This is a genomic window from Acinetobacter bereziniae LMG 1003 = CIP 70.12 (assembly GCF_000368925.1).
Classification (GTDB): Bacteria; Pseudomonadota; Gammaproteobacteria; order Pseudomonadales; family Moraxellaceae; genus Acinetobacter; species Acinetobacter bereziniae.
Map to the genome: position 1 here is coordinate 113,583 of NZ_KB849754.1, position 25,749 is coordinate 139,331.

The window sequence follows — 25,749 nt, forward strand, 5'->3', positions numbered from 1 at the left end:
TCTAGTTCGGTTTAGTGTCTTACAACTAGGTTTATCGACCTATTTAAAACTAATTTGTCCTGAACCAGTTCGGTTTTGTGTCTTATGGATTGGGTTTCCATAAACTTTAACGTTGCCTGAGCCTGAAAGCTGTACTTGAGCTGAATTGATAGCTGTACAAAAGATATTGCCTGAACCAGATAGCGCCACTTCTAAATTGGTGCTTTTCAGTGGTAACGCATCAAAATTGCCTGATCCTTTCAAAGATAAGACACAGTGTTCAATGGTACCGTCTAAATCCATATTTCCAGATCCACTAATACTTGCGGTAAATTTATCTTCATTTAGATTTAAGATCTGGATATTGCCTGAACCTTTTAAATCAATAGCTTTTAAAGTTGGGTAAGTGATCGATACTTCTAACGGTGAACGAGTACTAAAACTCACATTGTCCTGAATAGCTAAAACGAATACACCACCCTGAAAAGTAGCACTAATAAGATCCACAATATTATCGTCTGCAGTAATTTCCATTTTAGAATCACTTGAAGCAAAAAACTTCAGACTCATTGGACCTTTCATACAGATTTCGTTAAATGGGCTTACAGGTACTTGCTTAGTCACTCGTTTTCCACTTCCAACGATTTGATGGTTTGAACCTGAACTGTATACATTGGCGTTGCCATTGATTACAACAGAACCCGAAAAAAACTGTTTTGACATATAAACCTCAAATTAATAAAAGTAATTTAACCCTAAATAAGTGGTCACTCATAACCTATTTATTGTCTGTAAATTATAACATTGAGGGCTTAAATCTTTTTTATTAAAATAATAAATTAAAACTTTTAATTTTTCTTTAAACCTTTATTAGACATAGCTTATATTAAAGATTAAACAGAAATGTTTTTAGAATCGGTATATACTAAAAGTATAAACTTTCTTAAGCATATGATTAATAGTCCTATGCAACCTGGGTAGCACATTGCACCTGAATATATATTAGAAATTGGAATTGTTATGGCTGAGAAAGTACCGAGCGCCCGACATAATTGTGATTTAAATACGATGTTTCAGTTTTTCCAAGAAGAACTGGAGCGAAACTACGGATTCGTATTCAAGTCATCTGGTAAATATCAATTCGTGACCGTATTTGATGAAAAAGTGCCTTGCCTCACCGAATCAGATAACCCTAGTAAATCAAGTAGCAACAATGTCAAACCACGAGGGATGTATTGGATCTATCCAAACATGAACCGTGATACTGGTGAATACTGGCCAGTGCTCAAAGGACACCGCTTTGGTGTAACTGACATTGAAATCTCAATTGCTTTTGCTGACCACTATAAGAACGTAATCAAGCCTCAACGAGATTCAAACCCTAACTACAAACCACCAAGCAAAGAAGATGTTGATCGCCGTGTACGTGAGTTTGAAGAAGCTCAAAAGAAGCATCTACTTCAACAAGAAAAAGAGCTCTTAGCTGCACAAATCGCTATCCGTATTGAGTGGCAACGTGCTGGTAAAGTTATTGACGATTCATTTTTTAATAATAAAACTGGAAGCATTCAGACCTTTAAACGCGACATTCGACAAATGCCGTATATGGTTGAAAAGAACCTAGAGCCATACGGCGCTAAAATCATGCGTAAAGATAACTTTACCCGTGATGAAGCCATTGAAGCAGTAAAGCGTGAACTTCCTGAATCAGCCACCAATCAACAGCTTCTCGTTGAAACAGTAGAGAATGTATTAGCGTATCAAAAGCATTTTATCAACTTTGAACCTGAGCTTGAGGGCGAAAAGAAAAAAGGCTTTGATTTACGTAAAAGCAGAGCTGTCATTCTTGCACCGTTAATTGACACCAATAACAAAGTCGTCAATTTACAGCGTATCACCCACCATCGCCAAAAAAAGCGCAACAAAGAAACCAACAAGCTTGAAGAAGTACTGCATAAGGGCAAGTACTTTTTTGATAAAGCCAAAACGAAAGATGCATTCTTGCCTGTTAGCAAAAATCCTGATGTTGGCTATGAAGTCTTTAACCCAAATGCAAAGAACTATTTGATCAAGGAGGGTTGGGCAACAGCGATCAGCGCACGTAAGGCGTTGGATGCTGGTTTAGAGCTTGGTTTATTGGGTGAGGGTTTTACTGCAGAAAACACACAAGTTTTAGCGTCATACAGTAAATCCAATATCTCAAGTGTTGCTGAGCTTATCCGCAGCATCAATCCTGAAGCCAATATATTTGTTGGTTATGATAACGATGCTGGCCAAACGCTTGAGTCTGGTTTGAATCCTGGCTTACAAGAAGCTTGTCACAACTTTTCATTAAGTGGTGTGTTAGGTGATGTGAGCAAACATGAAAATACACGTATCACCCTACCCCCAGTTTTCCAAAATAAATTATCTGTTTCTGATTGGGATGATGCTCGTCAATATTTAGGTGTTGAACGTTTAGCTGCAGAGTTGGCAAAAGAACTAAATAACGCCGTCAAACGTATAGACAACAAGATCCCTGAAGTTGCGTATGCAATTAACCGCTACAACCGTCAACGCGAAGCTTATGCAGCCAAGTTCCCTAATAAAGAATACCAACCGAATTACGGCATTGTGATTGCACAATCAGATGAAAAATATCTGGAATTGCAGAACATACGAGCTAAAAACCAAGCAAATATTGAAAATTACAACGCAAATATTGAAAAGCGTAAACAAGATCTATCAAAAGCTAACTATGATGGACCAGCTGGTACAGGTAGCACGAAATCCTATGCAAAACCAAAGTACCAACCGCCGTCATTTGATAAAGCATTTGATGATAAATCAACTCCAACCGCTACGGCACCTGTATCTTCGCCCGTCATGACTCTTGAGGGCATTAAGTCTTATATGGAGATCCTTTCTGAAATTGATGTCACCAAAGTTCAAAATGATGTTTTGAAAGTTGTAGCTACTGCAGATGGCCATCAAAAGATTAAAGCCGGTGATATTGAATTCGAGAAAATGGGTGCCAAAGAACCAACCACTAGCACAAACCCAAGTATGGATAGCATGCAAAATACCAAAGTACATATTGATGTATCCAAGGACATCAACAAAGATACAGTTAAATTGCAGAGTGTGGATCGTTCGACCATTCCCGAACAAAACCTTCAGCAAGGTATCGATCATCATAGCTACGCTAAGTCAGCTATCTTTACCGCTTTTTGGCTTCATTCAGCAGAAATGTATAAAGCTAGAAAGTTAATTCATGAAGCTGGTATTAGTAATGCCGATGTTGAGGGTTCAATTGCTGTCGCTGAAGATAAGCTCAATAAAGCTCAGGAAGAAGTTTCTAAGAAGCGGTCGTATCCTGAACTTTTTGTGATTAGTGCGTCTGATAGCGAATACCGTGCGTCAATCATGAAAGTTTTATCTGATTTAGAGGCTGCACATCCAGAGTGGCAGAATCTCAAAACATTTAGAGAAAATCTTACTGATAGGACCATTGCATTTGATCAATTGAATCTGGATACATTGAAGATCAAAAACAAAGTAGTGCATTTGATTGTCAGTAATGTGACCAATGATCAAAACTATCAAAAGGTTCAAGAAAGCCTCACCACCCTTTTAGATACATCGAACAGCTTGTCTTTGGACCGTCAACAAAAGTTCAATCTTGTGAACGGTCTAAGTAAAACATTAAACAACATGGCCAAACTGTTAGATGAACCACCAGTCTTCCAAAGACTGAACGATTTCTTTACTCGTTTTGAAAAGCGTGTAGATGATCTCGTTCTAGGTGATGGTCTAAAGCTGTATGGTATAGAACCGCAGAATTTAAACAAAACTAACGAACGTGGACAGTCGTTCGATATGTAAAAGCAGATATGAAAAAGCCCCGAATATCGGGGCTTTTTTAGTGGGTATATATCTATTTTGCTAAAGCATGGTTAATTTGATCTTCCAAACTACGTCCGTTTTTATCTAGTTTTGTCGCCATAAGAAAAATACGCTTACCCTGGCTATCTTTAGCCCACTGTCTACCAATAGCATCTTTAACTCTCGCATCATCGGCACTATCTAAGTGACTACCTTTATACTCAAGAACGAATATAGATCCATCATCCAACTCAGCAACAAAGTCTGGATAAAAATAGTCCTTACCAGTAGGCAACCAAAATGATGTTTGTGGCTGTTTCGGTATATTTCGGACCCAATATTTTACTCGAGAGTGCCATTCAAGTAGTTGAGCACATCGAAACTCTTCCGAAAGGCTACCACCTTCAGTTTTTTCTCTTAGGTCGTCAATTTGAGCATAGAAGTGTTTTTCAAACTTGCATCCACCACGATAAGGTTTCTTTACAGGATACTTGCCTGGTTCAAACTTAAATGTATTTTCAGGTTGAGGCTGATTGGCCACTTGGAATTGACTAAACAAATCGCCTTGGAAAGCCTGTTGACGCGCCAACTCAAATAACCGATCCAATTCTTTTGTGATGGCTAGGGATAGTTGGAACTGAGCACGATGTAATTGTGTAAGAGTAAAGTTTTTTACGTGAAGCAAATAACTTAACAGTTTTGTTAAATATGCTCTTAGCTGAACTTGCGTTACCCCTTGTCTACTTACTTTGCGATCAAGCCAATTAATAAGATCGGTTTCAGTAACCAGAGTCGGCATATTAGAAAATTGAGCTTGTTGATTCTGAAGTAACGCATAATTGAGTTTTTGTTCATCTATATTAAGATCAATCTCAAAACTATTGACGGTTTCTTTGATAGAAAAACCTTCAAGTTGTACAGGGAAATCTAATAGATTCCATTCTATAGAGTCTTCTATTGTCTCCTTATCTGCAATTTGCCACATACCATCCACGAACAAACCTAGTTGTGGAATTGATGCGAAAGAAGCATTCCAGTTTTCAGGTGCTTGATATGCCTGGCGTTCAGCACGAGCTTCATTAAAGACTTCCTGAACCTTTTCAAGTTGTTTAGGCGGAGTCTGATCAATTACGGCCTTTTCAATCTTATCAAAAGTTTCATTAGTCGTACCTTTATTGATAATCAAAGAGGTACCTTGGCTATTTTCTCTTGTCTGAATTGCTTGCTTTAGTTCTTCGGATAGGGTTTCTGGCTTTACTTCAAACGGAACAGAGATCATAGTTTCAGGGATCTTTTGTTTCGTTGCTGTACCATCGCCTCCAAGCCCAAGATTGTACTGAGGTTTAGCGACAATTGTTGCATCAGCCTCCCACTTCTCAAACCCCATATTTTGAATCATGCGATCTTTAAGTAACATCGTAGCTTGTGCAATAGAACTCGAAATGACATGAGCATACGCTTTATTTAACTCGTCATTTTGACGCAGTTTAGCGTATGGCATCCGTAAAACACGACCTAATAATTGCTCAACATCAGTTGCAGAATTTATGTTTTGCAAACTTGCTAACACGTATGCAAAAGAACAATCCCAACCTTCCTTTAATGCCTCTACAGTGATTACAATCTTGACTTTGCTTTTAGGGCTAAATAGATTTTCATCTTCAAGCTCTTTGGTACCACCAGTAGAAATAGCAATCCAGTCGTTAGTAATATTTTCATATTCACTTAATAAATATTCTTTAACAACATTTACATTAGCATCACCATTTTTATCCTGAGCTTGTATCAGCAATATTGGTCGGATATATTCCCTTTCATTTTGTGCCAGTACTTCTAGTTTCTGGCGTTGTATTAGCGCATCGCGAATACAATCTTGCCAACTACCAGTATGTTCAGTCAGAACTACAGGAAGTTTAATCATCTCTTCTGATTTTAATTCTGCTGCCGATACTGAATAAAGCACATTATTGTCTTTTGGAGTAGCTGTAAGCTCAATCAAACAACTTGGATTCAACGTTTTTAATGTAGTAAAAAACGTTTTACCACCCCGGTTCTTATGAGCTTCATCGACAATGATGATCGGTCTATGTAAATGAAAAAAGTTAACCAAGGAATGCTTTACACGGCCTATATCACGTTGCGTTAGAAATGTTTGATATTTCAAAGTATCTTCTGATACTCGATCCATGCCTTCAGTTTGGAAGTCAGTAAGGCTCGTAAAATGTTCACTTAATGATTCATCAAATGCATAAGCATTGCGTTGATAAGTCTTTTCCTTGTCGATATTGAACGCTTGAATCGTTGTCACAATCACAATGCATGATTGATTCACATCATGCTTGTTCAAAGTTTGTAGACTTTCAATGTCACATACTTTGACGCGATCGCCGTAATACCCTTGTAATGCTTTTCTATATGGATGTGTAGCATCAGATAACGCCAAAAGTGTTTGTTGGCGAATCATATCTGTTGGTACAAGCCATAGTACAATTGGAGAATCTGTATTTACGTAGTTACGCGCAGCAATCGCAATACTATGTGAAGCAAGTACGGTTTTACCCCCTCCAGTTGGTACGCGTAGACATACACTAGGAATTCCATCTAAGCGATCATTATATTTAATGTCTTCACCGACACACTTATTAAAAGCTTTTTCAGCACCTAATGAGGCAGCTAAAGTTAGGTAGTTCTCTAAAGATTGTAAAGACTGGCTTTGATAGTTTTTTAACTGAAAAGTCATGAGGAACCTTACTTATTAATTGCCATATAACGAATATGGAATCTGTTTAAACTCAATATTTAATTCATCTAATTTGGTTTTACCTAGTCGTGATGCTTCACCAATAATCACACGCTTACCCTCACTGGTATGGCAATCATTGAGGAAGTTTAATATAGAATGTGTGAGTACATTCCCACTATTAGGCCGTCTATCACCTAAAATGCCGTTATATAGTAAGAAATAAGATACGCCGTCATGAACACCTAAGAATGGATTCTCAAGGCTTAAAGCACTATTGAATGCTGATTTAGTTTCGAGCCACCAAATATAACTAGCTAGGTCCATAAACTTAACATCAGAATTTAAAAATCCCTGATCATCAAAAACGGCGTTGCCTAGTTTATAAAAACTAAAACCTCCACCACCTTGCCACTCCACGGATTTAGATATGCCACCTTGCTCACCTTCAATGACTTTTTCTAAACGTGGGATAACGTGAGTTTGAGCATGATCACCCATTTCGATACCAATGTAGTGTCTTTCCATTTTGTGAGCCACAGCAGCGGTAGTCGCTGAACCTAAAAATGAATCAAGAACCATATCCCCTTTATTTGTCGCAATATAGAGTATTTTTTCTATCAATCTTTCAGGTTTTGGGCTAGAGAATGTTTCATCTTTTCCATACAAAAGTTGACTTTCTTTTTTTGCCTCATCGGTATGTCCATGATCTTCATGGTTCCACCAAGTCCAAGGCACTACACCTTTAACTTCAGATAAGTATCTAATAATATTAGGTTGTGAATCACCATTTTTTCCAAAATATATTCGCCCTTCTTCTAACAATCTATCATATGTTGCTCTTGAAACACCCCAACACCTTCCCTCTGGAGGTCTGAAAGGTTTACCTGATGGGCTCACAATTTCATAAAATTGCTCTGGTGTAGCATGTCCAGCTTGCGCTGTCATTGGAATACCACGCCATCTGCCTTTAGGATCATTATTTGGGTTTTTATATACTTTTGCTTGCGTTTCATTCATAGGAACTAGATTACGAACTTTTTTAAACTCCATTGAGTTTTTAGCATATACAAGCAAGTGGTCGTGAGCATCTCCAATAGCTTCACGGTTTTCTCTCGAATATCTTTTTTGCCATACGATGTTTGCTACAAAGTTTTTTCTTCCAAAGATTTCGTCACACATGACCTTTAAATAATGTGATTCGTTATCATCAAGAGTAATCCAAATAGAACCATCTTCAGTTAAAAGCTCTTTTAGTAATTGCAAACGTGGATACATCATTGTAAGCCATTGAGCGTGTTCTAATTTATCATCATAGTGCTCAAAAGCTGATTGAGTGTTATACGGTGGATCAATAAAAACACATTTAACCTTACCGCCATATAAAGGTAGTAAAGATTTTAAGATTTGTAGATTATCACCCTGAATAATAAGGTTTTCTTTGGCTGTATCGGTATCACCAAATGTTTTCTGGAATTTTAAGAGATGGAATGGAACTTGGCTTGCTGTTTCTTCGGCTTGGTTACGATTAACCCAATCGAGTAAAGGCATAAAAATCACAATTATAGGTTTAAAGTTAATAGCCTATTATCAACTATTTATTTATTTTATATCTATAAGAATGATGAAAATATTTAATTTAACCCATTAAAAAACCACTAATTGCTTAGTGGTTCGTTCTGATCTGGTGATTAATTGGATTCCGTGGATATGACAATAGATGTCATATAAAACCTTCTTTGAACTGTCGCCCTTCCAGCGACTCTAAGTGCATTTCAAGGAAATCTATTGCCACTTCTGAGTAGTTTGCGTTGGCTGAACAATTCACCAACTTTTCATCACAAAGACATTTTCCCAAATTTGCCAACTGAGTAACCAACTCATTTCGTACAGAAGCCAAGCTGAGAGCTTCAATCTGAGCTTGCAGTTCTTCACTGAAAAACTGCAGTTCCATACGATTACCACATTGTTGTTGCAGTAGATATTTATTTAATACCGCTACGGCTTTAGCGGTATTTAATTCACCGTTCATCAATATTACTTATTGTGACGGTACTGGCTTGGATAAACAGGGTTTGGATCAGCCCATAAACCAAGGCGTTGAGAACGTGCGTTGCTTTCAGCACTCAAAATAATTTTATCTTTGAGATATTCACGATAAGCCCATGCATAGCCATCTTTAACTTGCTTATAGTTAACACTATTCACGATGTTTAAGTTGGGCACTTGGTTTGTACGCATCTGAAAAATGGTACCAAGAGTACGACCGTAGCGGTCCTTACTATTTTCTTGCACATACACAATCGTTTCATGCAAGAAACTGATGTTCTGACGCGATTTCTGACCAAAAGCTTGACTTTTTTCTGGTGCATCAATCTGGTTGAAGCGAACACGGATCTGCTCATTGTTGTTGTTTAAAACGGTGATAGTGTCGCCGTCAGAAATACGTACAACTTTGCCAACAAAATCGGCTTGAGCTGCAGTAGCAACAACAGACATGGATAAGGTTAAAGCTAAACTTTTTAAAGTTGTATTAAGGTTCATTTTGAATCCTTAGTGGGTAAAGAATAGGTAAATTGTATCGCATTACGTAACTGCAATTTTTTTCTTAAAAAATATATTCAGCTGATTAGTTAGGATTTATCCCCTTTCTCTCAAGCCATTTTTTCCATTGAAGTGCATACGCAACTAAACCAGGTTGTTTCGCCGTGCCATTGCGATATATCGCATTAAAAGATGGCGTCCATGAGTGGTAAGCAGCTGCTCTAACCCAAAAATCGGTTGACGGTTTTGTGGTTAATCGATTTCGCAAGATCTTGGCTGCAAGTCGCGCATTCAGACATCCATCAGTACGCACATAATGGCTGTTATAATTTTCAAACATACCGCCACGTTTAAAGTGCATGGAATTGATTTGGAATTGCCCCATATCCAATGAACGGTTTTTGTTTTGCGCTGTTTGTCCATTGGTACCACGCTCTTTGCTATGTATACCCAATAAAACATACAGCGGAACACCTTCTGACCGCGCAGCATGAATAACACAACTCAAAGTAGCGACTCTACCCGGTACGGTTTGATCGTAAGATACACTCGCTTGGTTGTATTGATTGTATTGCGTAGTTGGATAGGTATAAGAAACAGGACGGATATTCTGGCGAACGGGTTGTTGTTGTGGTGCTGGTGCTTGCTGGCCACTAGGTTGTGGTCCATTTTGTGCAACTGCCGTGCGCTCAGTGCTAGTCGGAGTTTCTTCAGTTTTTTGCGGTGTGTACTTCACGCCCAAGTAACGACTCGTAAATCCTCTTGGCTTTGCTGGCGCCGTTTCTTGCTGAGTGTTGGTCATGACCTGAAATGGTCGATATGGTGTACTTGATCCATTAGAATTGACATGGTTTGCATATGCACCTAGAGCCTCAGAACTTTGAGGCAATTGAGCATAAGCAACGCTTGATCCTAATAGAGTCGCAAATAGCGTTGGTTTTAACAGCATATTAATCAGCACCTTTATCGTTGTTGTTGAAATTGTCGATTAGGTGCTGTTTACGGTCAGCTAACTTATTCAGTGTTTCAACTGGCAATGGGTTTTTGCCGTCATACCACGATAAGCTATATTTTTTTGGCGCATAGCGGAACCATGCCAAGAATGGCGCATTCGGTAAAAATAAAAGACCAGTACGGACTTGCCACGCACGATAAGCTGAATTGATGCTAACCATGTATAGATAAAACACCAATAATACACCTGGTACAACAAGCATTGGATATAGCGCTTTAAAGAACATATAAACTACGTACAAGCCTGTAAACATAGATAATGCTAAATACAAATAAGACGAAAACTGATGGTTTTTAACAAGCTTGTCTATTTCATCATTACTCATTGAAGCTAAACGTTCTTGCCCTCTTGGGTAGTGAGTATTAGCAATGAGTCTTTTCAGTTGTTTAAAATTGTTAGGTGCGACAATTTCATATTCACATAAAGGGTGTGCACATACCCAATTCACGTTGCCTTTATAAGAACGTGGAATCCTGTTGTCATGCATTAAAATCGATTTACCGCATTCGGGGCATGTTGGAGACAGCATTGATCTAATATTAGATAAATGCGGTAAAAACCCTTTTCTAGCTGAACTCCAGTGGGTTTTACGCCCGAAATCAAAAAAGACTCGCTTTAAAATACCTGATTTACGGGGTTGACTAGCTTCAATTGCCTGTTTAATGGCAGCTTCATCTAAAACCTCATTGGTAATATTTACCTTTTGTGTAGCACTATCAGAACTATTTTTATCTGAAGACATACTTTTACCTACGGACTTTTATTATGTAGAATACGTTATTATATTAAAGGATTTTCAACGTGTCTAAAACCCTTTTTATTTTCGCAACGGTTATTTTAATTTCCACCCTTTTAAGTGCCTGTAATAACTCTAATACTCCAAATGAACAAGATCCATTAAAAGGTCAAGAACAGAAGTTTTTAGACGAATCGGCAACGAGTGAATCAAAAGAACTTGTGTTTTATGACTTGGTAGATCCTAAGAAAAAAGACCAACCTATAAAGGCTGAAGAAGCAAGTGCTTCCGAGCCTGAAGCCCAAGAACAACAACCTGAAAACGCCTTATCTCCTGAGGTTCTTGAAGCGATTCGTAAACATACAGAACGACAAGAAAAAAAGGAAAATGCACTCAGAACAATAGCTGAAGCTAAGCGTATTGAAGCATTATTAGTAGGTAAAGATCGCAGTAGTGATGATGGCTATACCTATAACAGTGATGAATAATTGATATATCAATGGTTTTAACCAATACAAACTTATTATTTTAAGTTAAAATGATTTTAAATTTTTTGGTATATACGGTTATGTTTAACAGTGCTTTTAAGAAACATAAAATAAAAATATGTTTTGGCTTGCCAATCATAATTGTGGTTTCGATCTTAATATTCAAAATCTACTCCTACCCCTTTAAGCCAAGACTCTTAAGCCCCGATTGGATTGAAAGTCGCTACAATGGTTGGGAAGTTGAACATCATGACTTATGGATTGCTACAATTGTGGATGTTGTTGGTCCAAAAACAGTAAAAATTAGAAATCAAAATGGAGAAGAAAAAATTATGGATCTTCTCTATATAAATGCTTTGCAATCTTCGGAAAAAATGAAAAACCTCTATATCAATAGCTTGTCCGGTTATGTTGGCCAACAGCTATTTGTAAAAGGAGATTCAGACAAAGCGCGGTTTAATGGCGTCTTGATCGATGGTAACGGTGAAAATATCAATCTAAACCTAACTTATGTACCAGGTGCGGTATTGGATATGTCATCAACTGCATACATTCATGACCGAGAAAAGCAATTAGTTCCTTATTTCGCGAATATCAATTCAGAAAATAGAACGTTTTAAGTTATAAATTAAGGGATATTAGAAAGGCCAAGCTATGCCAGCACCATTATGTTTTCTCACACTGGAATTTACCGCCAAAGTCAAGAATCCAGTTGATGTGCCTGACATTATTAAGTCGTCTATTTTGACGCGTATTAAAAAGTGCCGCACATCATCAATAGAACAGGTTCAGTATCTTTATAATGCTGAAGAGAGCTACTGGAAGCCAAAAAAACAAGTCACTGAAGAAGCAACTCAATATCATGGCATCACCAATGAAGATTTATTAACGCAAGACTCAATCAATGGTCTAAAGATTAAAAACTATGTTGTGTATTGGGCAAACGTTTATACATTTAGAATTTTGCAAAAAAGCAAAGTGAAGTTTTTTAATCACCGCTTTATCTTTTTAAACAACTTAATCAACGTGATTGGTGAAGATGGTTCCCTACCCATGACAGAATGGGCACGTTTAGCCAGTGCAGCTTCGGGAAATAATGAATTTCCAGAAGAGATACTGACTAACACTAACAATAAGGTCATCTGTTTGACCGTTATATTTGATTATATTTCTGAAAAATTAACATCACTTTATGGTTTGGATCTAAATAAGCATTACGATCTGGTTGCTGCAGTACAATACAACAGTGCCATCAAAGCTAAGAGTCAAAAATCATTAAAGGTTCATAAGCTTATGCGTGATGATTTTAATGAGTTTAAATTGCTTTTAGACAAAGGCATGGAGATTAAGAGAATTAAAAAGGAATATTTTATAAATAATAACTATCTCCCTTAAACCTAAAAGCCACTTTCTTAAAAGTGGCTTTTTTTACGTTAAACATAAAATAAACTATCACTAAAACCCTTTTTTAAAATATAATACTTTTAATTTCTATTTTAACTGGTGATACATTGTGAGTTTAATTAAGAAGCAAAAAGACATTCTATCTCACGACCCTCTTGTTTCAATTTTTAGTAACAATGACCTTTTAACAATCTCAGTTGATACGGATTCTGAAGATTTGAATCGTCAACCTAAAAATATAAAAATCCCGAATGCCGATCTTAAAGAGTTAACAATACAAATCAGTGGTTTTGATACTTTAGAAAACAATGATGTTGGTCGTTATTTCACTTGTTCTGGTACCGTAGAGCTCGTTAATACACTAGGTAATGGTGAAGAAAAACGTTTTGTATTAGCAGAGCCAAAAATCAAAGTAAACGTGGTTAAAAAAGGTCATTTACCGCAAACAGAACAAATTAAACAATTGGTTCGTAATGCGTGGATGGATGCATTTAGTGATGGTTGCCAAAACATTAACCAACCTTACCACTATGAAGATGAAACTTGGTTTGAACGCTTCAAAGGTAGCATTATTGGTAAGTTTGTACTGATCGTACTTGCCACTTTCTTCGCTGCTTTCATTGGTTTGGCTATTTTTGGTTATGTTGCTGGTAAAAAACAACAGGACCCAACATTAGAAATTGCGAATCAAATTGCTCAAGATCCTGAAGCATTAAAGCAATTGCTGAATCAATATGATCAACAAAATAACCAAGCTGGTGCACCTACTCCACAAGCATTACCAGAACAAGCAGCTGAGCAAGAAAGACAGCAAGAAATTAGCTCATTCGGTTTAGATGCTGGATCTAGCGAATAACGCTGATTAAGCAATAAAAAAGCACCTTAGTCATAAATACTTTGGTGCTTTTTTTGAGCCTAAATTTATTATGCAAATTTAAAAAGAATCCAAATGATTACGAGATGTACTGGATAGAACCAGTACGCCCACTTCCCCACTGGCGGTAATTCAAAAGGTATATTCATGTGCTGTCCTTTCAGTAGGAATTGTGCACCAATATACGTTGCAATGGCGCTACTGACAGCAAATGAGAATGCCAAAGAATATGTAGTCATATCCGTATAGTAGCCACCAATCAACCAGTTGAAAATGTTGGCCAATGAAGTGAGCAAGACGCTGATCATTAAAAAGTATTTCTTAGAACGAACGTTGGTTGTTTTAAAGAATAAATACAGGAATACAATTAATAAAACGCCCCACACGCTATACATAATAAAATTAGATAGCAATGTGGTCACGACTAACAGAGAGACAAACTGCAGCGTTGCATATTTATGTTTAGATTCCCCCAATACAACAAGCAAAAATCCTAAAAGCAACGTAGGCATGACGTTCAGTGTTGTAAATGGCTCTTGGTTGAATAGTTGATACGGTACTTCTGATAGCACACAAAACAACGCCAAATTTTTAAAATAGTTTTTTAATGTATGGGTTTTCTTTTTAGGAATAGCTTGGTTCAAATTGAATGCAAGCATGATACAAAAAATAGGAAAAGCACAACGGCCAATCGTCCTCAACAACAGATTATATTGAGGAAATAATATTGATGCGTGGTCAATAACCATGGTCACAATCGCAATCCACTTCAATAGATCCAAGGCTCTATTGCGATCTCGCACGGCGCTTTGGCTAATTACAGCTTCTTGTAGATGAACCATGTGTTATTTTTCGCTAAAGGGTTTGTATAAGCATCACTACGCTGTTTTCGGGTGTTGTTACGATTATCTAAGATCTCAATGCTATTCCAACCTTCGGGATAACCGAGCACCAGGCCAGAGTTATAAAATCTCGTGCGATGACGCTCTTCATCGCCGGCATAAAACAAGTACGCACGAATATCGTTATACGGTCGATGCCCGACCAATACGTTATCTTCATCACGATCAAAGTACTCATAAATTAAATCCGTATATTCACGATTGAAGTATCCGCACTTCTCAAACAGATCTGCACTTGAACGAAAAGTAATAGATTCCTTGGCCAGTGTTTTATTTAAAATCATGCGAGTGACATTACGAGCAAACACGGGCAAATTAAAATGCACAGGCAAATGAATTTCATTTATTTCGGACAAATCAATAGGATCACCAAAAGGACTAGAAAGTTCTAATGCTTTTTGATAAAAGTCCATCCATTGTGCAAGATATTCATCAACAAACTTTTTCTCACCATAATAAATTGGTAATCCATCAACCGTTAAAAGGTTTTGTGGAGGAAAAATATTGTTTCTTAAATCTAAGATGCTTTGTTTTAATTTTGCGATTTCGATTGGATCACTAATCATAACAACTCACTCGAATTAGAGTATTAAAATAATTATATAGGGTTTTAATTAATTGGATATAAGTTTTTAGCTCAGTAAATAAGCATTTTTGTTGTGTGGCGAATTAGAATTGATAAAAAATTTAAAAGAATATTTATTCTAGGAATTATTGATACAATGTATCTAATTTCTTACGAATTAGTATATACAATTGGGATTACTATGCTTACCCCTGATCGAATAGACAAAAAAGTTAATTTGGCTGGAATTGACAAGTCGTGGACCAATTTATTAAATCACTTGGACATTGATAGTCATCCTGAATACAACATCAATAAAACTCAGCCATGGTACTTGGCTAATTTTGTAGATTACCTACGCCTACTCAACTTTAAGTTTGATGAATTAAATCTAAGAGAGATTCGTGCAGTTGATTATGACTTGGTAGATTGGTCATTTCTTAAATCTAATCGCCTAAATGGTGTTGAGGTGTTTAAGGACCTTACCATTTATCTGCAGAAACCCATTTTTGTTACGCAATATCCTAAATGTGTAGCCATCAATGCTGATGTTCGCGATCGTAAGCTTGCAGAGGTTATTTATGATTACTACAGACGCTTCTTACCGTTTTTCTATTCATTCATTAAATTGATCAGATCAACGCAGCGCTTATCTCTAGAACGTAAATTCCCCGTGATTGATAACTTTATGTCTAATTTTGGAGATCTTAGTACTGGTGAGTTTTATTCAAATATTCCATTTGATGATGCAGAGCTCAAAAGGATTTTGAAAAATGGCTTTGAAAAATATAGAGAGCATAAATCAGAACAGCGGTTTAGCCGTGCCATCGCAGAGCTAACACCGATGTTTAAAGCTTTGTCTGAATACTTAAAGATTGTGTCTACGGTTAACTACGTGGATCTAGACCTTATTCACTTCTTACACAATGCATTTTTGGGTAAAAACTTTAATGTTTATTCAGATCTATTCGCTTTGGATAAAGAACCTAATTTGTTGGTCAATTTAAGTTGGACATACACAAAAGCATTTCAATATTCATAAATAGCACCATGGTCGTTTATGTGCATCGGCTATATCAAAAGGAAGAAGAATATAGCGATCTTTTAACGAAAGGGCCTGGCCATACCGAAGTTTTGTAGCAGAAGAAAAATCTGTACTGGTTTTGCCCGTGGCAAAGTCTAACCAAAAGACGTCATTTCCATCGCAGAATAAACCTAAATTATCCTTTTCAAGCGCCACATACTTGATATAAGGATCATCTATTTGTGAGATCGAGGGAATATATTGATAGTCCACCTTTCATACAATATGTTTGCGAACGTGGTGCACGGCGATCGGTTGATCTATGGACCGTGCGTTATCCCATGCTACCTGAGCTTGCTCTAAAGTATATACGTGCGCTTGACAACATTCGTTGTATAGCCCTTTCCGTTAAAACCAGGCCACCCAATATTTGAGCCGACATTATCTCTAAAACAAGCTAGGTAAAGTTCAGTCATAAGGTTTCTCTTAAGCAACTTTCTTATTCAGTATGTGTTCGGCTAAGCGCTTGATACCGCCACCGTCCGTAATTAAATGTTCAAATAATTCGCCATTCGGGTTTTTAACTCCTTCCAACTGGCCTTTTTTGATGCCTAAGACATCAGAAATAATTGGATCTGAACCCGAATCAGCCAACAAGTAATATGCCGAGATCTGTTTGATTTGACCGTCACGGTCTAAGCGACCAATACATTGATCATGAACACCAGGCGACCAATCCAACTCACCAAACACAAATGTTTTGCATTTTGAGTGGTACTGCAAGCCATCAAGCCCGGCAGATGAACGTAATGAACTAATGAAGACTTTGCTTTCATCATTCAAGAATGCTTGTTTAGAACGTTCCTTAGCTGCAGGTCCTTCCGTGCCTGTATACATAACAGGATTGAATTCAGCCAAGCGTTCTAGCCAAATGTTGTACACATCTCGATGCCAACCATAAAGCATGACTGATTCACCAGACTCAACAAGCATACGCACGAACTCAGCGACATACGGCGCTTTGGCGATACCTGTTGCTTGGCGCATCATAATATTGAATTCTTCTGTCGCACGAAGCTTTTGCCCTTGGAATTCCTGAGTAGAGCTTAAAATTACTTTTGCCAGTTCCATTGCCTTGCCCTTAATTTGATCCAGTACTTTAGGATCGCTTTCGACATATTGAGGGATGATTTGTACTGGCGGTAACTCTCGATTTACATCTGCTCGAGTACGGCGCAACATTAGACCTTCATCACGTAAAAACATCCCAAACGCTTTAGGATCATTAATACGTTTTTCTTGTGAACACCACTCACGAGCGAATTCAGTAGCGGTACCTAAGCTATCTGGACGCAATATTTCAATGATGTTGTAGAATTCATCACCGTAGTTATAAATCGGTGTAGCTGATAGACCGAGGCGTAATTCAGCTTGGTCACTAATGAGTTTAGCAGCGGAATACTTTTGCGATGTATAGCCAGTCCGTAACTCTTGGATCTCGTCAAACACTACGTACTTAATCTTTCCGGCAAGATATTCAGCCCAACCGTTCAACTTTGAATAACTGGTGATAATGACATCGGGTGCTGCTTCACCCTCTTTGTGCAATGGATAAGGCGATGCTTTCTTTAGGATGTGACATTTTAGGTGCGGAGCAAAGCGTTCAATTTCATTCTTAATTTGCATTGGAAGATGTGTCATTGTCACAAAAAGCGCCGGGAGCGATTCAGGTAGAATCATCGGACATATTCCACTCGCTGTTTTGCCAAGGCCCAAATCATCCCCCAAGAGCAAACCTTTAACATTAAGTAGTAGATCTGCAGCTGCTCTTTGATACTCATATGGAGGCACAGCAAGATCAAATGTTTTGATCGGACGTTTATAGTCCATCACATCCAAAATATCTTCTTTTAGCGACACATAAGCCTTAGATTGCGCTTTCATGTATTTAAGATCATCAACACGCATTGGATAACGTTCAATAAACCAAAGTAGGTCGTGACAATTAGACGGCGTATCGCTTAACTCAATAAATTTTGATGCATGTTGGCTGACTTTTGGGAATACACGCTTAAGTCGTGTTTTAACATGTGGTTCACATTCAATGTGCCAGTTTTTTTCTTGACGAGAAATGGTGCCGTAAGATTTATACATTAGAAGACCCCCACTAAAATACGATGGCGGTAAATAAATTTATTGTTCAGTTGGATTGGAATGTTATTCACCCAATACGGTGTACCAACCACATAGAGCGCTTTTATGCTGTCATGGCTTAAATAACGATTGATCTGACGCAATAATGCGTTACGTGCACCATCTATTTTTAATTCAACACCCACCTTGCCGACATCAAGCTCAACAGTAAAATCAATGATGTCTTTATTTGATAGACGAACCTCACGTTCATACGGAATCTCATTGGCAATAAACATTTGCTCAATCGCGAGTTGTAAGTCTTTTTCGTTATAAAAACGGTATTTGTGTGAAGAAAACAGAATTCCAAGCTCTTCAATCGTTTTCATTCTGCATCCCCTTGGTCAGCTTTAGCAGCCTTTTTGTTTTTCTTCACCTGGCTTTTATCAATGGATTTTGACGGTACCAGTTCAACTTCACATTCAGTACACGACAATCTAAAAGTAGGACTACACGTTGCACCACGGCCACACTCAGGACACGCAAAAGATGCCCTAGTCTGTTTCTTAGGCTCAGGCTCTTCAAAATTGGCTGAACCAAGCTCTTGATAGAGTGTTTCACCGATCATAGTTTCTTTGAGTACAAAAAACTCGTTATCATCGCCGTTTGGTTGTTCACCCTTATAAAGTTTAACAACCTTAGGTTCTGGTATTGGTTGGTCGTCATCATCTAGCGGATCTTCATCAAAAGCCGTTGGATAATAACCGCCAAGGTTTGCAGCGGTATTTGATATGTCGATTAGTCCGATCGCTACATCAAAGGGATTCATTGTAGTGGGAGTCGGTTCCTCAACTGGCTTCTCTTTTTTAGGTGATTTCAAAGCTGAATTGATTTCATTGCCAAGTAAGGCAATATGAAATAGCTTTGGAGAAGCAGTCGGAATGGACTCCAACAACTGCACTTGCTCTTGAATCATTTCAAGACTGGAAATCGTTTTGGGTGCGTACTTGTCATACCATTTGATGATACGCCCTTCATCGACAAGCTCATTGCACACTTGAATAAACAAGCCATCAGGTACAACGATTTCGGTCATCTTCTCGCCTGTCGTGCGACCTTCTTTTGTGCCGTCATCAGTCATAATCAAACCGATCTCAAGCATAAATGTCGCAAACTCAGCATTGTGATATGAGCGTTTAGATGGCTCACCACAAATGCTTTGTTTCATATGACACATCTCATGTGCATAGCATTTAAAAATGTTAAGCAATGGTTGGGTGCCAAAGTAATCAGGGTTAAGGGCCAGTTCGTGCGTATACGCCGTATCATCTTCTGTCGAAGCAAATCTATTCTCAGACCAATAACCGGTATTTTTGTTGATACGTTGAAGCGTAATCAAACAATCTGGTAATTCATTTTTGAATAGCCTTTCATTGAAACGGTCATACACCAACTGCAGTTCTTCATAAAACTGCAACGTAGTTCTATTCTTTATGTTCATTTTTCAGTCGTCCAAACAGGATCAAACTAGGTGTGGATTGTACAAAACAACGCTTAAAGTTTACGCACAGCTTAAAATACAGTCAATAGTTTAAAATAATCAGCAAAGCATATATTTTTTAAAAAAAAAGTTTCCAACACAAAAATAAGTATCATGAAAGTGTGGGTTTAATGAATTGTGGTTGATTTTCATAATACGAGTATTACGCTTTTTGAGGGTTTTAAGTATATTATAAGCCACTTTTGTTTAATGCACATAGAAGTTACTTTTAGCGTTTATAAATGCTGAATAATACCCTTATTGTCAATAGGGCTTTATTTAAAGTAATGGTTCTTAATAATGCTGTTTATAGAAAACTGGATATCGAAATGAGTCTGAATAACATAAAACTAACAGCCAATTGTTTTGCCCTTACACACCCTGAAAATGAAAAGAACTTGTTCAAGTACATTTTTAGAGAAATGTTTAAACGAAATAAGGTCGAGACATTCTGTTCCGCAAAAGTCATATTTTTTACTGATGGCAAGCACATCTATTTAAGAACGTGCGTATCGGACGTCAAAATCCCAATGGCCAAAGAATACATTGAAATTTCGCACGGTCAGCAAATCACTGGAAAAATCATGGTTCCTCTTAACCGAGAGTGTAGCTTTAACCGTCAAGAAATTGAAGAATACATTTCGGTCCACGGCGAAAAACCCAAAGGCAATTCAGGTAAGAAGCGTAAAAATCTAACTGCAGATGAAGCAGCCGAATTCACCAAAAACGCTCTTAGTAGCAAAGGTCTATTGGATGTCACTATAATTGAGCAACAATGTGGACCACAGCTCAGCATTTTGAATATTCCAGTCCAGACCAGAGATATTTCATTTAGTGCGACTGTTGGGGATTTAGTGCTATTTAAAACAGCATGGCTCAATGGTATTGGTCGTGATAAAACCTACGGCTTTGGAATGATCCGCTTAGATGGCACTTTGTTTACACCGCCTTGTAATAATAGTGCTCACGCCTAATCGAAAGGACTTTTAAAGTCCTTTTTTAAACGAATTTTTTCAGATATTGATCTGATGTAGATCCTGGTTACTCAACATGAGAAATAAAGATTTAGATCCAAAGATAGGAATACCGCTTAAAGTCATCACAGCGCGATTAGAGCATGTGAAGTTTAACCTCAATGGCTTAATGAAACGTGTAGAAGCTTATGCGATCGCACGACAAAACAGTAAAGATCCGCACGAATGCCTAATCAGTGGTGATGAATGGACATATGCTGCACTAGATTGTCGAGATCCTATCTGGCGTGAACGAATGAAACGCACCAGTACCATTATGGGTGTTCAAGCCACTGGCCAAGAAATCCCACTCTCATTTATCAATCAGCTACCTTGCAACATTGGTGAAATCATTACCCTTGGCTCATGGAGCCTAACCAAAAATATTTATCGGTTTGAAGATCAAGTCATTCAAATGCTTGTGAAGACCGAATATAACCGCAGTATCCCCGGATTCCTATTAAACCTACCTGATATTGCGATCTACGTTCAAACAGATAACGCCAACCTCTATGTGCAAAATGAACAAGTGGTCGGTGTTATTTTTGCGAAAAACACGTTAAACGATCGCAAGGTGCTATTTACCACGGTATATACCGATACTGGCTTAGCAAAAACCATTACCATGCACTTCCCTGATGATGATGATTTTGAATCAACTGTTGAGGACTGCATGACCGATTTCATTGATACGTTTTTTGATGAAAAGAACTTGCCAGATGAACAAGAAATTAACACGTTCATGGAACTGCAGAAGAAGCTAATCAATTTGATTCTATGGTTCAGCCAAAAAGAACCAGATCTCAGACCATTAACACCAGAAACAACACAAGCCAAGCCTAAATTAGAGCTGATTAAGCGTGAATTGCGTTTATTTGAGGCTAATAAGTACAAGCCGACTATTGTTGGTACCGAAACAAATAAAAAGATCAATGAAGCGATCCTAAAGCGCGATGAAGATCTAAAGTCTGGCAACTACAAAGGTACCAAAAAACCACATCCACGGATTCCTCACTGGAACTTTTACTGGTTGGGCAAACGTGGTACCAAAGAAAAATGGGTTAACCATTGGATACCATTTCAGATTGTTGGCGGTGTGCCTAAAGAAAAAGCCACCTAAAAATAGAAAGAGCCCTAAGGCTCTTTTTTTTGGGTTGGTCAAACAAGAATTTCTTTTTCGTTTTTATCTAGATTCATGCTTAAACCTCTTAATAAGCTCACTCGATAATTTTTTCCAAAAGAAATTATTAGCGGATTTTATATATTTTTTAAGAAAAGTTTTTGAGTACTTTTATTTATTAAAATTGAATTATTAAGCAAGGAGTTATAAAACATGGCTAAATCAATAGACCAGTTATGGAGTGAATTACAGCAGATCCAATTTGATGAATCTAATTCCCTACCATGCGAATTCGATATCTGGAATAAAGGTGCATATCGCTATCAGATCCTAGATTGGTTTGAAGCAAATTCTGAAAATGGCGTATTAAGCTTGCAAGGCAAAACCCATAAAACCTTATGGGAAGAGTTTGGCAACACCCCGATAAACAATGATGATGAAATCGAAGAAGACTTTCATCTATGGGGCAAGGGTACAGACCGCTTTATTATCTGGCACTGGTTTGATGCCCAATTAGAACACGGTGTAATTAGCTTAATTGAGAAAGGAGTTGCGTAATGGGATTATTTACTTGCCATCACTGTAATAGTGATATTGATACTAACGATAAAAAGTCTGGCCATCAGGTGAATGATGTAATTCAAGAAACCTTTTGTTCTGTTGACTGCAGTATTGAATATCTGGTGCATAACTCACAAAAGATTGCAGTAGATCAATACGGTAGTTTGCCATTAAGCAATGAAAACCTGAATGAATTCATTGAAGCATTTTCAAATGAGGGTGTTGAAGATGATGTCTTAGAACACATCAAAGCTGAACTCTGTTAAGTAGTCGCGCAGCTGCTCTAAACAACACTGACAATGGCATTTAAAAAAAGGGCTTAAATCAATTAAGCCCTTTTCATATTTATACGATAAGAAAACTTTCTAATGTTTTACCAGATTCAATCTCACGATTTAACCAGGATGGACGTTTACCACGACCGGCCCACACTTCTTTGTGGTTATTCGGGTTGCGATATTTAGGATCTGCTTTAACCACTGGCTTTTTATTTAATTTACGATTTTCGCCGTGCTCATTTAATTCAAGAATAGTTAAGCCTAATTCTTTTGCGATCTCAAACATTTTGAGATAACCATCATCAAGGTTCGTATTCTCTACTACAACAATTTGGTTTTGTGCCTTTTTAATTAGGCATTCTAACTGGTCTTTACTTAGGTTTTCAATTTCCATAACTAAACTCGAAAAGTTGGTTATATCAAATATACATCAGTGCGTTTTGTTTACAACCGCATACGGTGAATTTAATTGATTAAAATATTCAACTTATTCCATGGCTATTCTAATTTTTAAGCAAAAATTATTCCCACTTTAAATCCATTAAACTAAAAATACATTCAACCTGTTAGGTAAATTAATATGTACAAGTATCTCATGATGAATCTTGCGATTAACGAAACATCAGCACTACCAATTGGTATCCGTATTTGTGATTTTAATATCGGCTTATATGTCTCTAAGAAAATTTCAGAAGTGCCAGCTTTGATGGCATTTGTTAATTACACCCTGTTTAAGTATTCAAGCTATGAGAGTGAAGAACTTGAAGACATTAAAACCTTATTAGAAGAACATGATTTTAAAACTCGCTATGACTCTTGGGAAATCAGCGGTGATTCTTTTTACGTTTTGGGTTTTAAAGAAATTACAAAAGACGAGTTTGAGTTATTGCAAAAACTTGACCTGTTGACCGTGGTAGACGAATACAACTACCACCATAAACTTTTGTCGAGTCATGGTGAGCATAAGTTTGACGAATATTTCAAAGACTTTAACGAGTCTAAAGAGCAAGAAATCTTAAAAAGGTTTAATGACATTGCGTTCAATTTAAAAACTGACGACTCATTAAACACAGTGTTCGCCCAAGACGTTATAGAATTACTGACTACCTACAAGTTTGGTACAGCTTTAGAACTAATCGACAGTAATCACAGCGATATTAGAAACCGTTTCTACTATAGCCACACGCTTGAGGGTGACTTTGCATCTGGAGCAATTCAGGTCATTATTTCAAATTATAAAGAAACTGGCGTTAAAGAGCCTTACACAGTGGTTGAACCTTTAAATATAGAAATCATGCTTGAAGAAGAACAATGCTTTGATGATGAATATGCAAATCTACTGACTGAATGCCAGTATGTATTAAACCTCATTAAAACCGACTTATACACCAACACTTTTGAATAAACCAAGCCTTTAAGAGAGAAATCTCTTAAAGTTGCGCTTAAAAACGTAAACGATGTTTTTTTAATTGATTAAAAAAGGTTTTTTATTTTTAGCGCTGCAATGGCGCTCGTCATTATTAATTCTTTCTTGATGCTTAAATAAGTATTTTTTTAAAAAACTTTATCCGTTCATATTCTTAATATAATGAAACCTAATCAAGCAAATAGCTTAAAATTTGGAGAAAGCTCATGAATTTAAACCCTAATTTTTGCCCGATCGATTTTAACGAAGTTCACGGCGGTACTGACAATTTACCTTTGTTTTTGGTTAAAGCGTCACGCCAGGATTCTAACGATGACGAGCATAGTGAGTATTTCTTCATTCGTGCACCTCATGAGAACCGTTTGGCTTTCTTCCTTGCCCACATGTTCAAATCACATGTAGATAATGCCCTTTTGACCTTGGAAAACTTGGCTGAAGAAAATTATCAAAATATCCCTGAATTGGAAGAGTTGATGTCTTCATATGGTGTGATTGATGGCGTTGGCGAGGATACGCTTTTTGATTTCCGCGTTAAGGAACTCACACTTGATAAAGCGCTGGAGCTGGTCGAATTCATTGAAATTAACCCACTCAATACTGATATTGTGGGTTCACTATTCTTGGAGGCACTTTAATGAATAGTAGCTTTATCTTAATTAATGAAGCTATGGCGCCTATTCGTAAGAATATGGCGCTTTTGGAAACCCTGTTATCTATGATCAGTACTGCAGATCAAGACCACGGCGACCAAAGCCCAAGCTTCCACATTAATATCCATGCTGGTATTGAATTGCCTGATCATGAAATTGCATATACCACTTTAAAAGGTTTTGCAGAGCTGACCGAAGATCATAATCTTTGTATCTATATGAATCCTGAGCTGTCAGAAAATGGCTTTATGTTGCTATCCACTCAAAACGTGGTACCTGATTGCTATGACAATTCTATCTTTGTAGATCTGTCGAATCAGTTATGCAACTTCTTCAATCAAGAAGTACAGCAGTTAAACGATCAAGCGCAAACGGCGTTAAAGCTGTTGTTACAGCATAAAATCAATGGAACAGCGATTCGCACGTTCAACCCTGAACAATTGCAGATCTTACAGAAAATCGCTGCATTAGATAGCTTCATGCTCGATGACCAGCGCGATTGGTTTTACTTTTCCGAAGTGACCATTGATAACGCCTATAAAGACATGAAAAAAGGTTTAGAACTGTTGGTTCTCAACGAAGATATTAAGGATGCACTTAAACAGCTACTTGATGCAAACAACATGGAGTTTTGTGATTTACCAATACTCGTAGTTTTGTATCCCCTACTGGTTAAGTCTGAAGAAAATAACGAACTGGTACAGGCTTGCTTAAGTCATCTCATTGGCAACAACTTAATCAATGAGCCGTTTATTGCTGGTGTACAACTTGAAGCTGGTGCATTTAATAGCGAAATGAACACCTATACTTTATTGCCACACATGAAAGCAGTAAAAGAATTGCTGATAGATATTGAAGCAGATCTCACAAAAGTTTAACCGTTTTACCTGAGC

27 protein-coding genes are annotated in these 25,749 nt (G+C 37.5%); 13 read left to right on the plus strand and 14 right to left on the minus strand.

Translation table 11 applies throughout. The features are described from left to right. Positions 1 to 39: 39 nt before the first annotated feature. The gene (locus F938_RS00615; protein ID WP_005028490.1) at positions 40 to 702 is read right to left on the minus strand and encodes a head GIN domain-containing protein; all 663 of its coding nucleotides are present in this window, start codon (positions 700 to 702) and stop codon (positions 40 to 42) included. A 297-nt stretch (positions 703 to 999) separates the two neighbouring features. Between F938_RS00615 and F938_RS00620 the strand changes: the two genes are divergently transcribed. Beyond that, positions 1,000 to 3,843 (plus strand): primase/helicase family protein, encoded by a 2,844-nt coding sequence (locus tag F938_RS00620; protein ID WP_005028493.1) that lies wholly within the window; start codon positions 1,000 to 1,002, stop codon positions 3,841 to 3,843. A gap of 52 nt (positions 3,844 to 3,895) precedes the next feature. On the opposite strand, the gene F938_RS00625 is transcribed toward F938_RS00620, so the two are convergent. The 6 genes from F938_RS00625 to F938_RS00650 all read right to left on the minus strand — a co-directional run bounded on the left by F938_RS00625 (position 3,896) and on the right by F938_RS00650 (position 10,884). After that, a complete protein-coding gene (locus F938_RS00625; RefSeq protein WP_005028496.1) occupies positions 3,896 to 6,583 on the minus strand; it encodes a DEAD/DEAH box helicase in 2,688 nt (895 codons plus the stop codon). 15 nt (positions 6,584 to 6,598) lie between these two features. Then, positions 6,599 to 8,134 carry a site-specific DNA-methyltransferase gene (locus F938_RS00630; protein WP_005028498.1) on the minus strand — a complete coding sequence of 512 codons (1,536 nt, stop codon included), beginning with the start codon at positions 8,132 to 8,134 and terminating at the stop codon, positions 6,599 to 6,601. A 172-nt stretch (positions 8,135 to 8,306) separates the two neighbouring features. Beyond that, on the minus strand, positions 8,307 to 8,615 hold the full coding sequence (locus F938_RS00635) for a hypothetical protein (protein WP_005006143.1): 309 nt from the start codon (positions 8,613 to 8,615) through the stop codon (positions 8,307 to 8,309). Positions 8,616 to 8,620: 5 nt separating this feature from the next. Then, a complete protein-coding gene (locus tag F938_RS00640) occupies positions 8,621 to 9,127 on the minus strand; it encodes a thermonuclease family protein (protein ID WP_005006141.1) in 507 nt (168 codons plus the stop codon). Between the two features lie 85 nt (positions 9,128 to 9,212). Further along, positions 9,213 to 10,076, minus strand: coding sequence for a lytic transglycosylase domain-containing protein (locus tag F938_RS00645; protein ID WP_005028500.1), 864 nt, complete (start codon positions 10,074 to 10,076; stop codon positions 9,213 to 9,215). A 1-nt stretch (position 10,077) separates the two neighbouring features. Beyond that, the gene (locus tag F938_RS00650; protein WP_005028502.1) at positions 10,078 to 10,884 is read right to left on the minus strand and encodes a hypothetical protein; all 807 of its coding nucleotides are present in this window, start codon (positions 10,882 to 10,884) and stop codon (positions 10,078 to 10,080) included. Between the two features lie 59 nt (positions 10,885 to 10,943). Here F938_RS00650 and F938_RS00655 point away from each other — a divergent pair, with 59 nt between their 5' ends. The 4 genes from F938_RS00655 (at position 10,944) to F938_RS00670 (ending at position 13,626) form a co-directional block, all read left to right on the plus strand. Next, positions 10,944 to 11,366 carry a hypothetical protein gene (locus tag F938_RS00655; protein WP_005028504.1) on the plus strand — a complete coding sequence of 141 codons (423 nt, stop codon included), beginning with the start codon at positions 10,944 to 10,946 and terminating at the stop codon, positions 11,364 to 11,366. Between the two features lie 80 nt (positions 11,367 to 11,446). Continuing rightward, the gene (locus tag F938_RS00660; RefSeq protein WP_010591043.1) at positions 11,447 to 11,986 is read left to right on the plus strand and encodes a hypothetical protein; all 540 of its coding nucleotides are present in this window, start codon (positions 11,447 to 11,449) and stop codon (positions 11,984 to 11,986) included. Positions 11,987 to 12,020: 34 nt separating this feature from the next. Then, entirely contained in the window at positions 12,021 to 12,761 is a 741-nt protein-coding gene (locus F938_RS00665; protein WP_005006125.1) for a hypothetical protein, read from the plus strand. Between the two features lie 118 nt (positions 12,762 to 12,879). Then, a complete protein-coding gene (locus F938_RS00670) occupies positions 12,880 to 13,626 on the plus strand; it encodes a hypothetical protein (RefSeq protein ID WP_005028508.1) in 747 nt (248 codons plus the stop codon). Positions 13,627 to 13,694: 68 nt separating this feature from the next. On the opposite strand, the gene F938_RS00675 is transcribed toward F938_RS00670, so the two are convergent. Together F938_RS00675 and F938_RS00680 are read right to left on the minus strand one after the other, a co-directional pair. After that, positions 13,695 to 14,486, minus strand: coding sequence for a TraX family protein (locus tag F938_RS00675; protein WP_005028510.1), 792 nt, complete (start codon positions 14,484 to 14,486; stop codon positions 13,695 to 13,697). After that, positions 14,462 to 15,112 (minus strand): hypothetical protein, encoded by a 651-nt coding sequence (locus tag F938_RS00680; protein WP_005028512.1) that lies wholly within the window; start codon positions 15,110 to 15,112, stop codon positions 14,462 to 14,464. The genes F938_RS00675 and F938_RS00680 overlap by 25 nt, the downstream gene beginning before the upstream one ends. Before the next feature lie 201 nt (positions 15,113 to 15,313). On the opposite strand from F938_RS00680, the gene F938_RS00685 reads away from it, so the two are divergent. Then, positions 15,314 to 16,153, plus strand: coding sequence for a hypothetical protein (locus F938_RS00685; protein ID WP_010591041.1), 840 nt, complete (start codon positions 15,314 to 15,316; stop codon positions 16,151 to 16,153). Here F938_RS00685 and F938_RS23435 read toward each other — a convergent pair. From F938_RS23435 to F938_RS00705, 4 genes are all read right to left on the minus strand, one after another. Further along, positions 16,148 to 16,408 (minus strand): hypothetical protein, encoded by a 261-nt coding sequence (locus F938_RS23435; RefSeq protein ID WP_010591040.1) that lies wholly within the window; start codon positions 16,406 to 16,408, stop codon positions 16,148 to 16,150. The genes F938_RS00685 and F938_RS23435 overlap by 6 nt on opposite strands. A 213-nt stretch (positions 16,409 to 16,621) precedes the next feature. Further along, complete coding sequence (locus tag F938_RS00695; RefSeq protein WP_005006110.1) at positions 16,622 to 18,289, minus strand: SNF2-related protein; 1,668 nt, start codon at positions 18,287 to 18,289, stop codon at positions 16,622 to 16,624. Beyond that, positions 18,289 to 18,657: a hypothetical protein gene (locus F938_RS00700; RefSeq protein WP_005006108.1), complete on the minus strand. Its 369-nt coding sequence runs from the start codon at positions 18,655 to 18,657 to the stop codon at positions 18,289 to 18,291. Before F938_RS00700 ends, F938_RS00695 begins: the two co-directional genes overlap by 1 nt. Next, entirely contained in the window at positions 18,654 to 19,769 is a 1,116-nt protein-coding gene (locus F938_RS00705) for a SprT-like domain-containing protein (protein WP_005028515.1), read from the minus strand. The genes F938_RS00700 and F938_RS00705 overlap by 4 nt, the downstream gene beginning before the upstream one ends. Before the next feature lie 368 nt (positions 19,770 to 20,137). On the opposite strand from F938_RS00705, the gene F938_RS00710 reads away from it, so the two are divergent. From F938_RS00710 to F938_RS00725, 4 genes are all read left to right on the plus strand, one after another. Next, positions 20,138 to 20,782: a hypothetical protein gene (locus F938_RS00710; RefSeq protein WP_227518627.1), complete on the plus strand. Its 645-nt coding sequence runs from the start codon at positions 20,138 to 20,140 to the stop codon at positions 20,780 to 20,782. 76 nt (positions 20,783 to 20,858) lie between these two features. Then, a complete protein-coding gene (locus tag F938_RS00715) occupies positions 20,859 to 21,941 on the plus strand; it encodes an AcrVA2 family anti-CRISPR protein (protein WP_005006100.1) in 1,083 nt (360 codons plus the stop codon). 213 nt (positions 21,942 to 22,154) lie between these two features. Next, positions 22,155 to 22,499, plus strand: a complete 345-nt coding sequence (locus F938_RS00720) for a hypothetical protein (RefSeq protein WP_005028518.1) — start codon at positions 22,155 to 22,157, stop codon at positions 22,497 to 22,499. Next, positions 22,499 to 22,768 carry a hypothetical protein gene (locus F938_RS00725; protein ID WP_005028520.1) on the plus strand — a complete coding sequence of 90 codons (270 nt, stop codon included), beginning with the start codon at positions 22,499 to 22,501 and terminating at the stop codon, positions 22,766 to 22,768. Before F938_RS00720 ends, F938_RS00725 begins: the two co-directional genes overlap by 1 nt. A gap of 79 nt (positions 22,769 to 22,847) precedes the next feature. Here F938_RS00725 and F938_RS00730 read toward each other — a convergent pair whose 3' ends face one another. Next, the gene (locus F938_RS00730) at positions 22,848 to 23,174 is read right to left on the minus strand and encodes an H-NS histone family protein (RefSeq protein WP_005006087.1); all 327 of its coding nucleotides are present in this window, start codon (positions 23,172 to 23,174) and stop codon (positions 22,848 to 22,850) included. A gap of 186 nt (positions 23,175 to 23,360) precedes the next feature. On the opposite strand from F938_RS00730, the gene F938_RS00735 reads away from it, so the two are divergent. The 3 genes from F938_RS00735 (at position 23,361) to F938_RS00745 (ending at position 25,734) form a co-directional block, all read left to right on the plus strand. Then, complete coding sequence (locus F938_RS00735; protein WP_005028522.1) at positions 23,361 to 24,185, plus strand: hypothetical protein; 825 nt, start codon at positions 23,361 to 23,363, stop codon at positions 24,183 to 24,185. A gap of 227 nt (positions 24,186 to 24,412) precedes the next feature. Beyond that, on the plus strand, positions 24,413 to 24,841 hold the full coding sequence (locus tag F938_RS00740; RefSeq protein WP_005006083.1) for a hypothetical protein: 429 nt from the start codon (positions 24,413 to 24,415) through the stop codon (positions 24,839 to 24,841). Then, positions 24,841 to 25,734, plus strand: a complete 894-nt coding sequence (locus tag F938_RS00745; protein ID WP_005006080.1) for a hypothetical protein — start codon at positions 24,841 to 24,843, stop codon at positions 25,732 to 25,734. The genes F938_RS00740 and F938_RS00745 overlap by 1 nt, the downstream gene beginning before the upstream one ends. Positions 25,735 to 25,749: the final 15 nt, after the last annotated feature.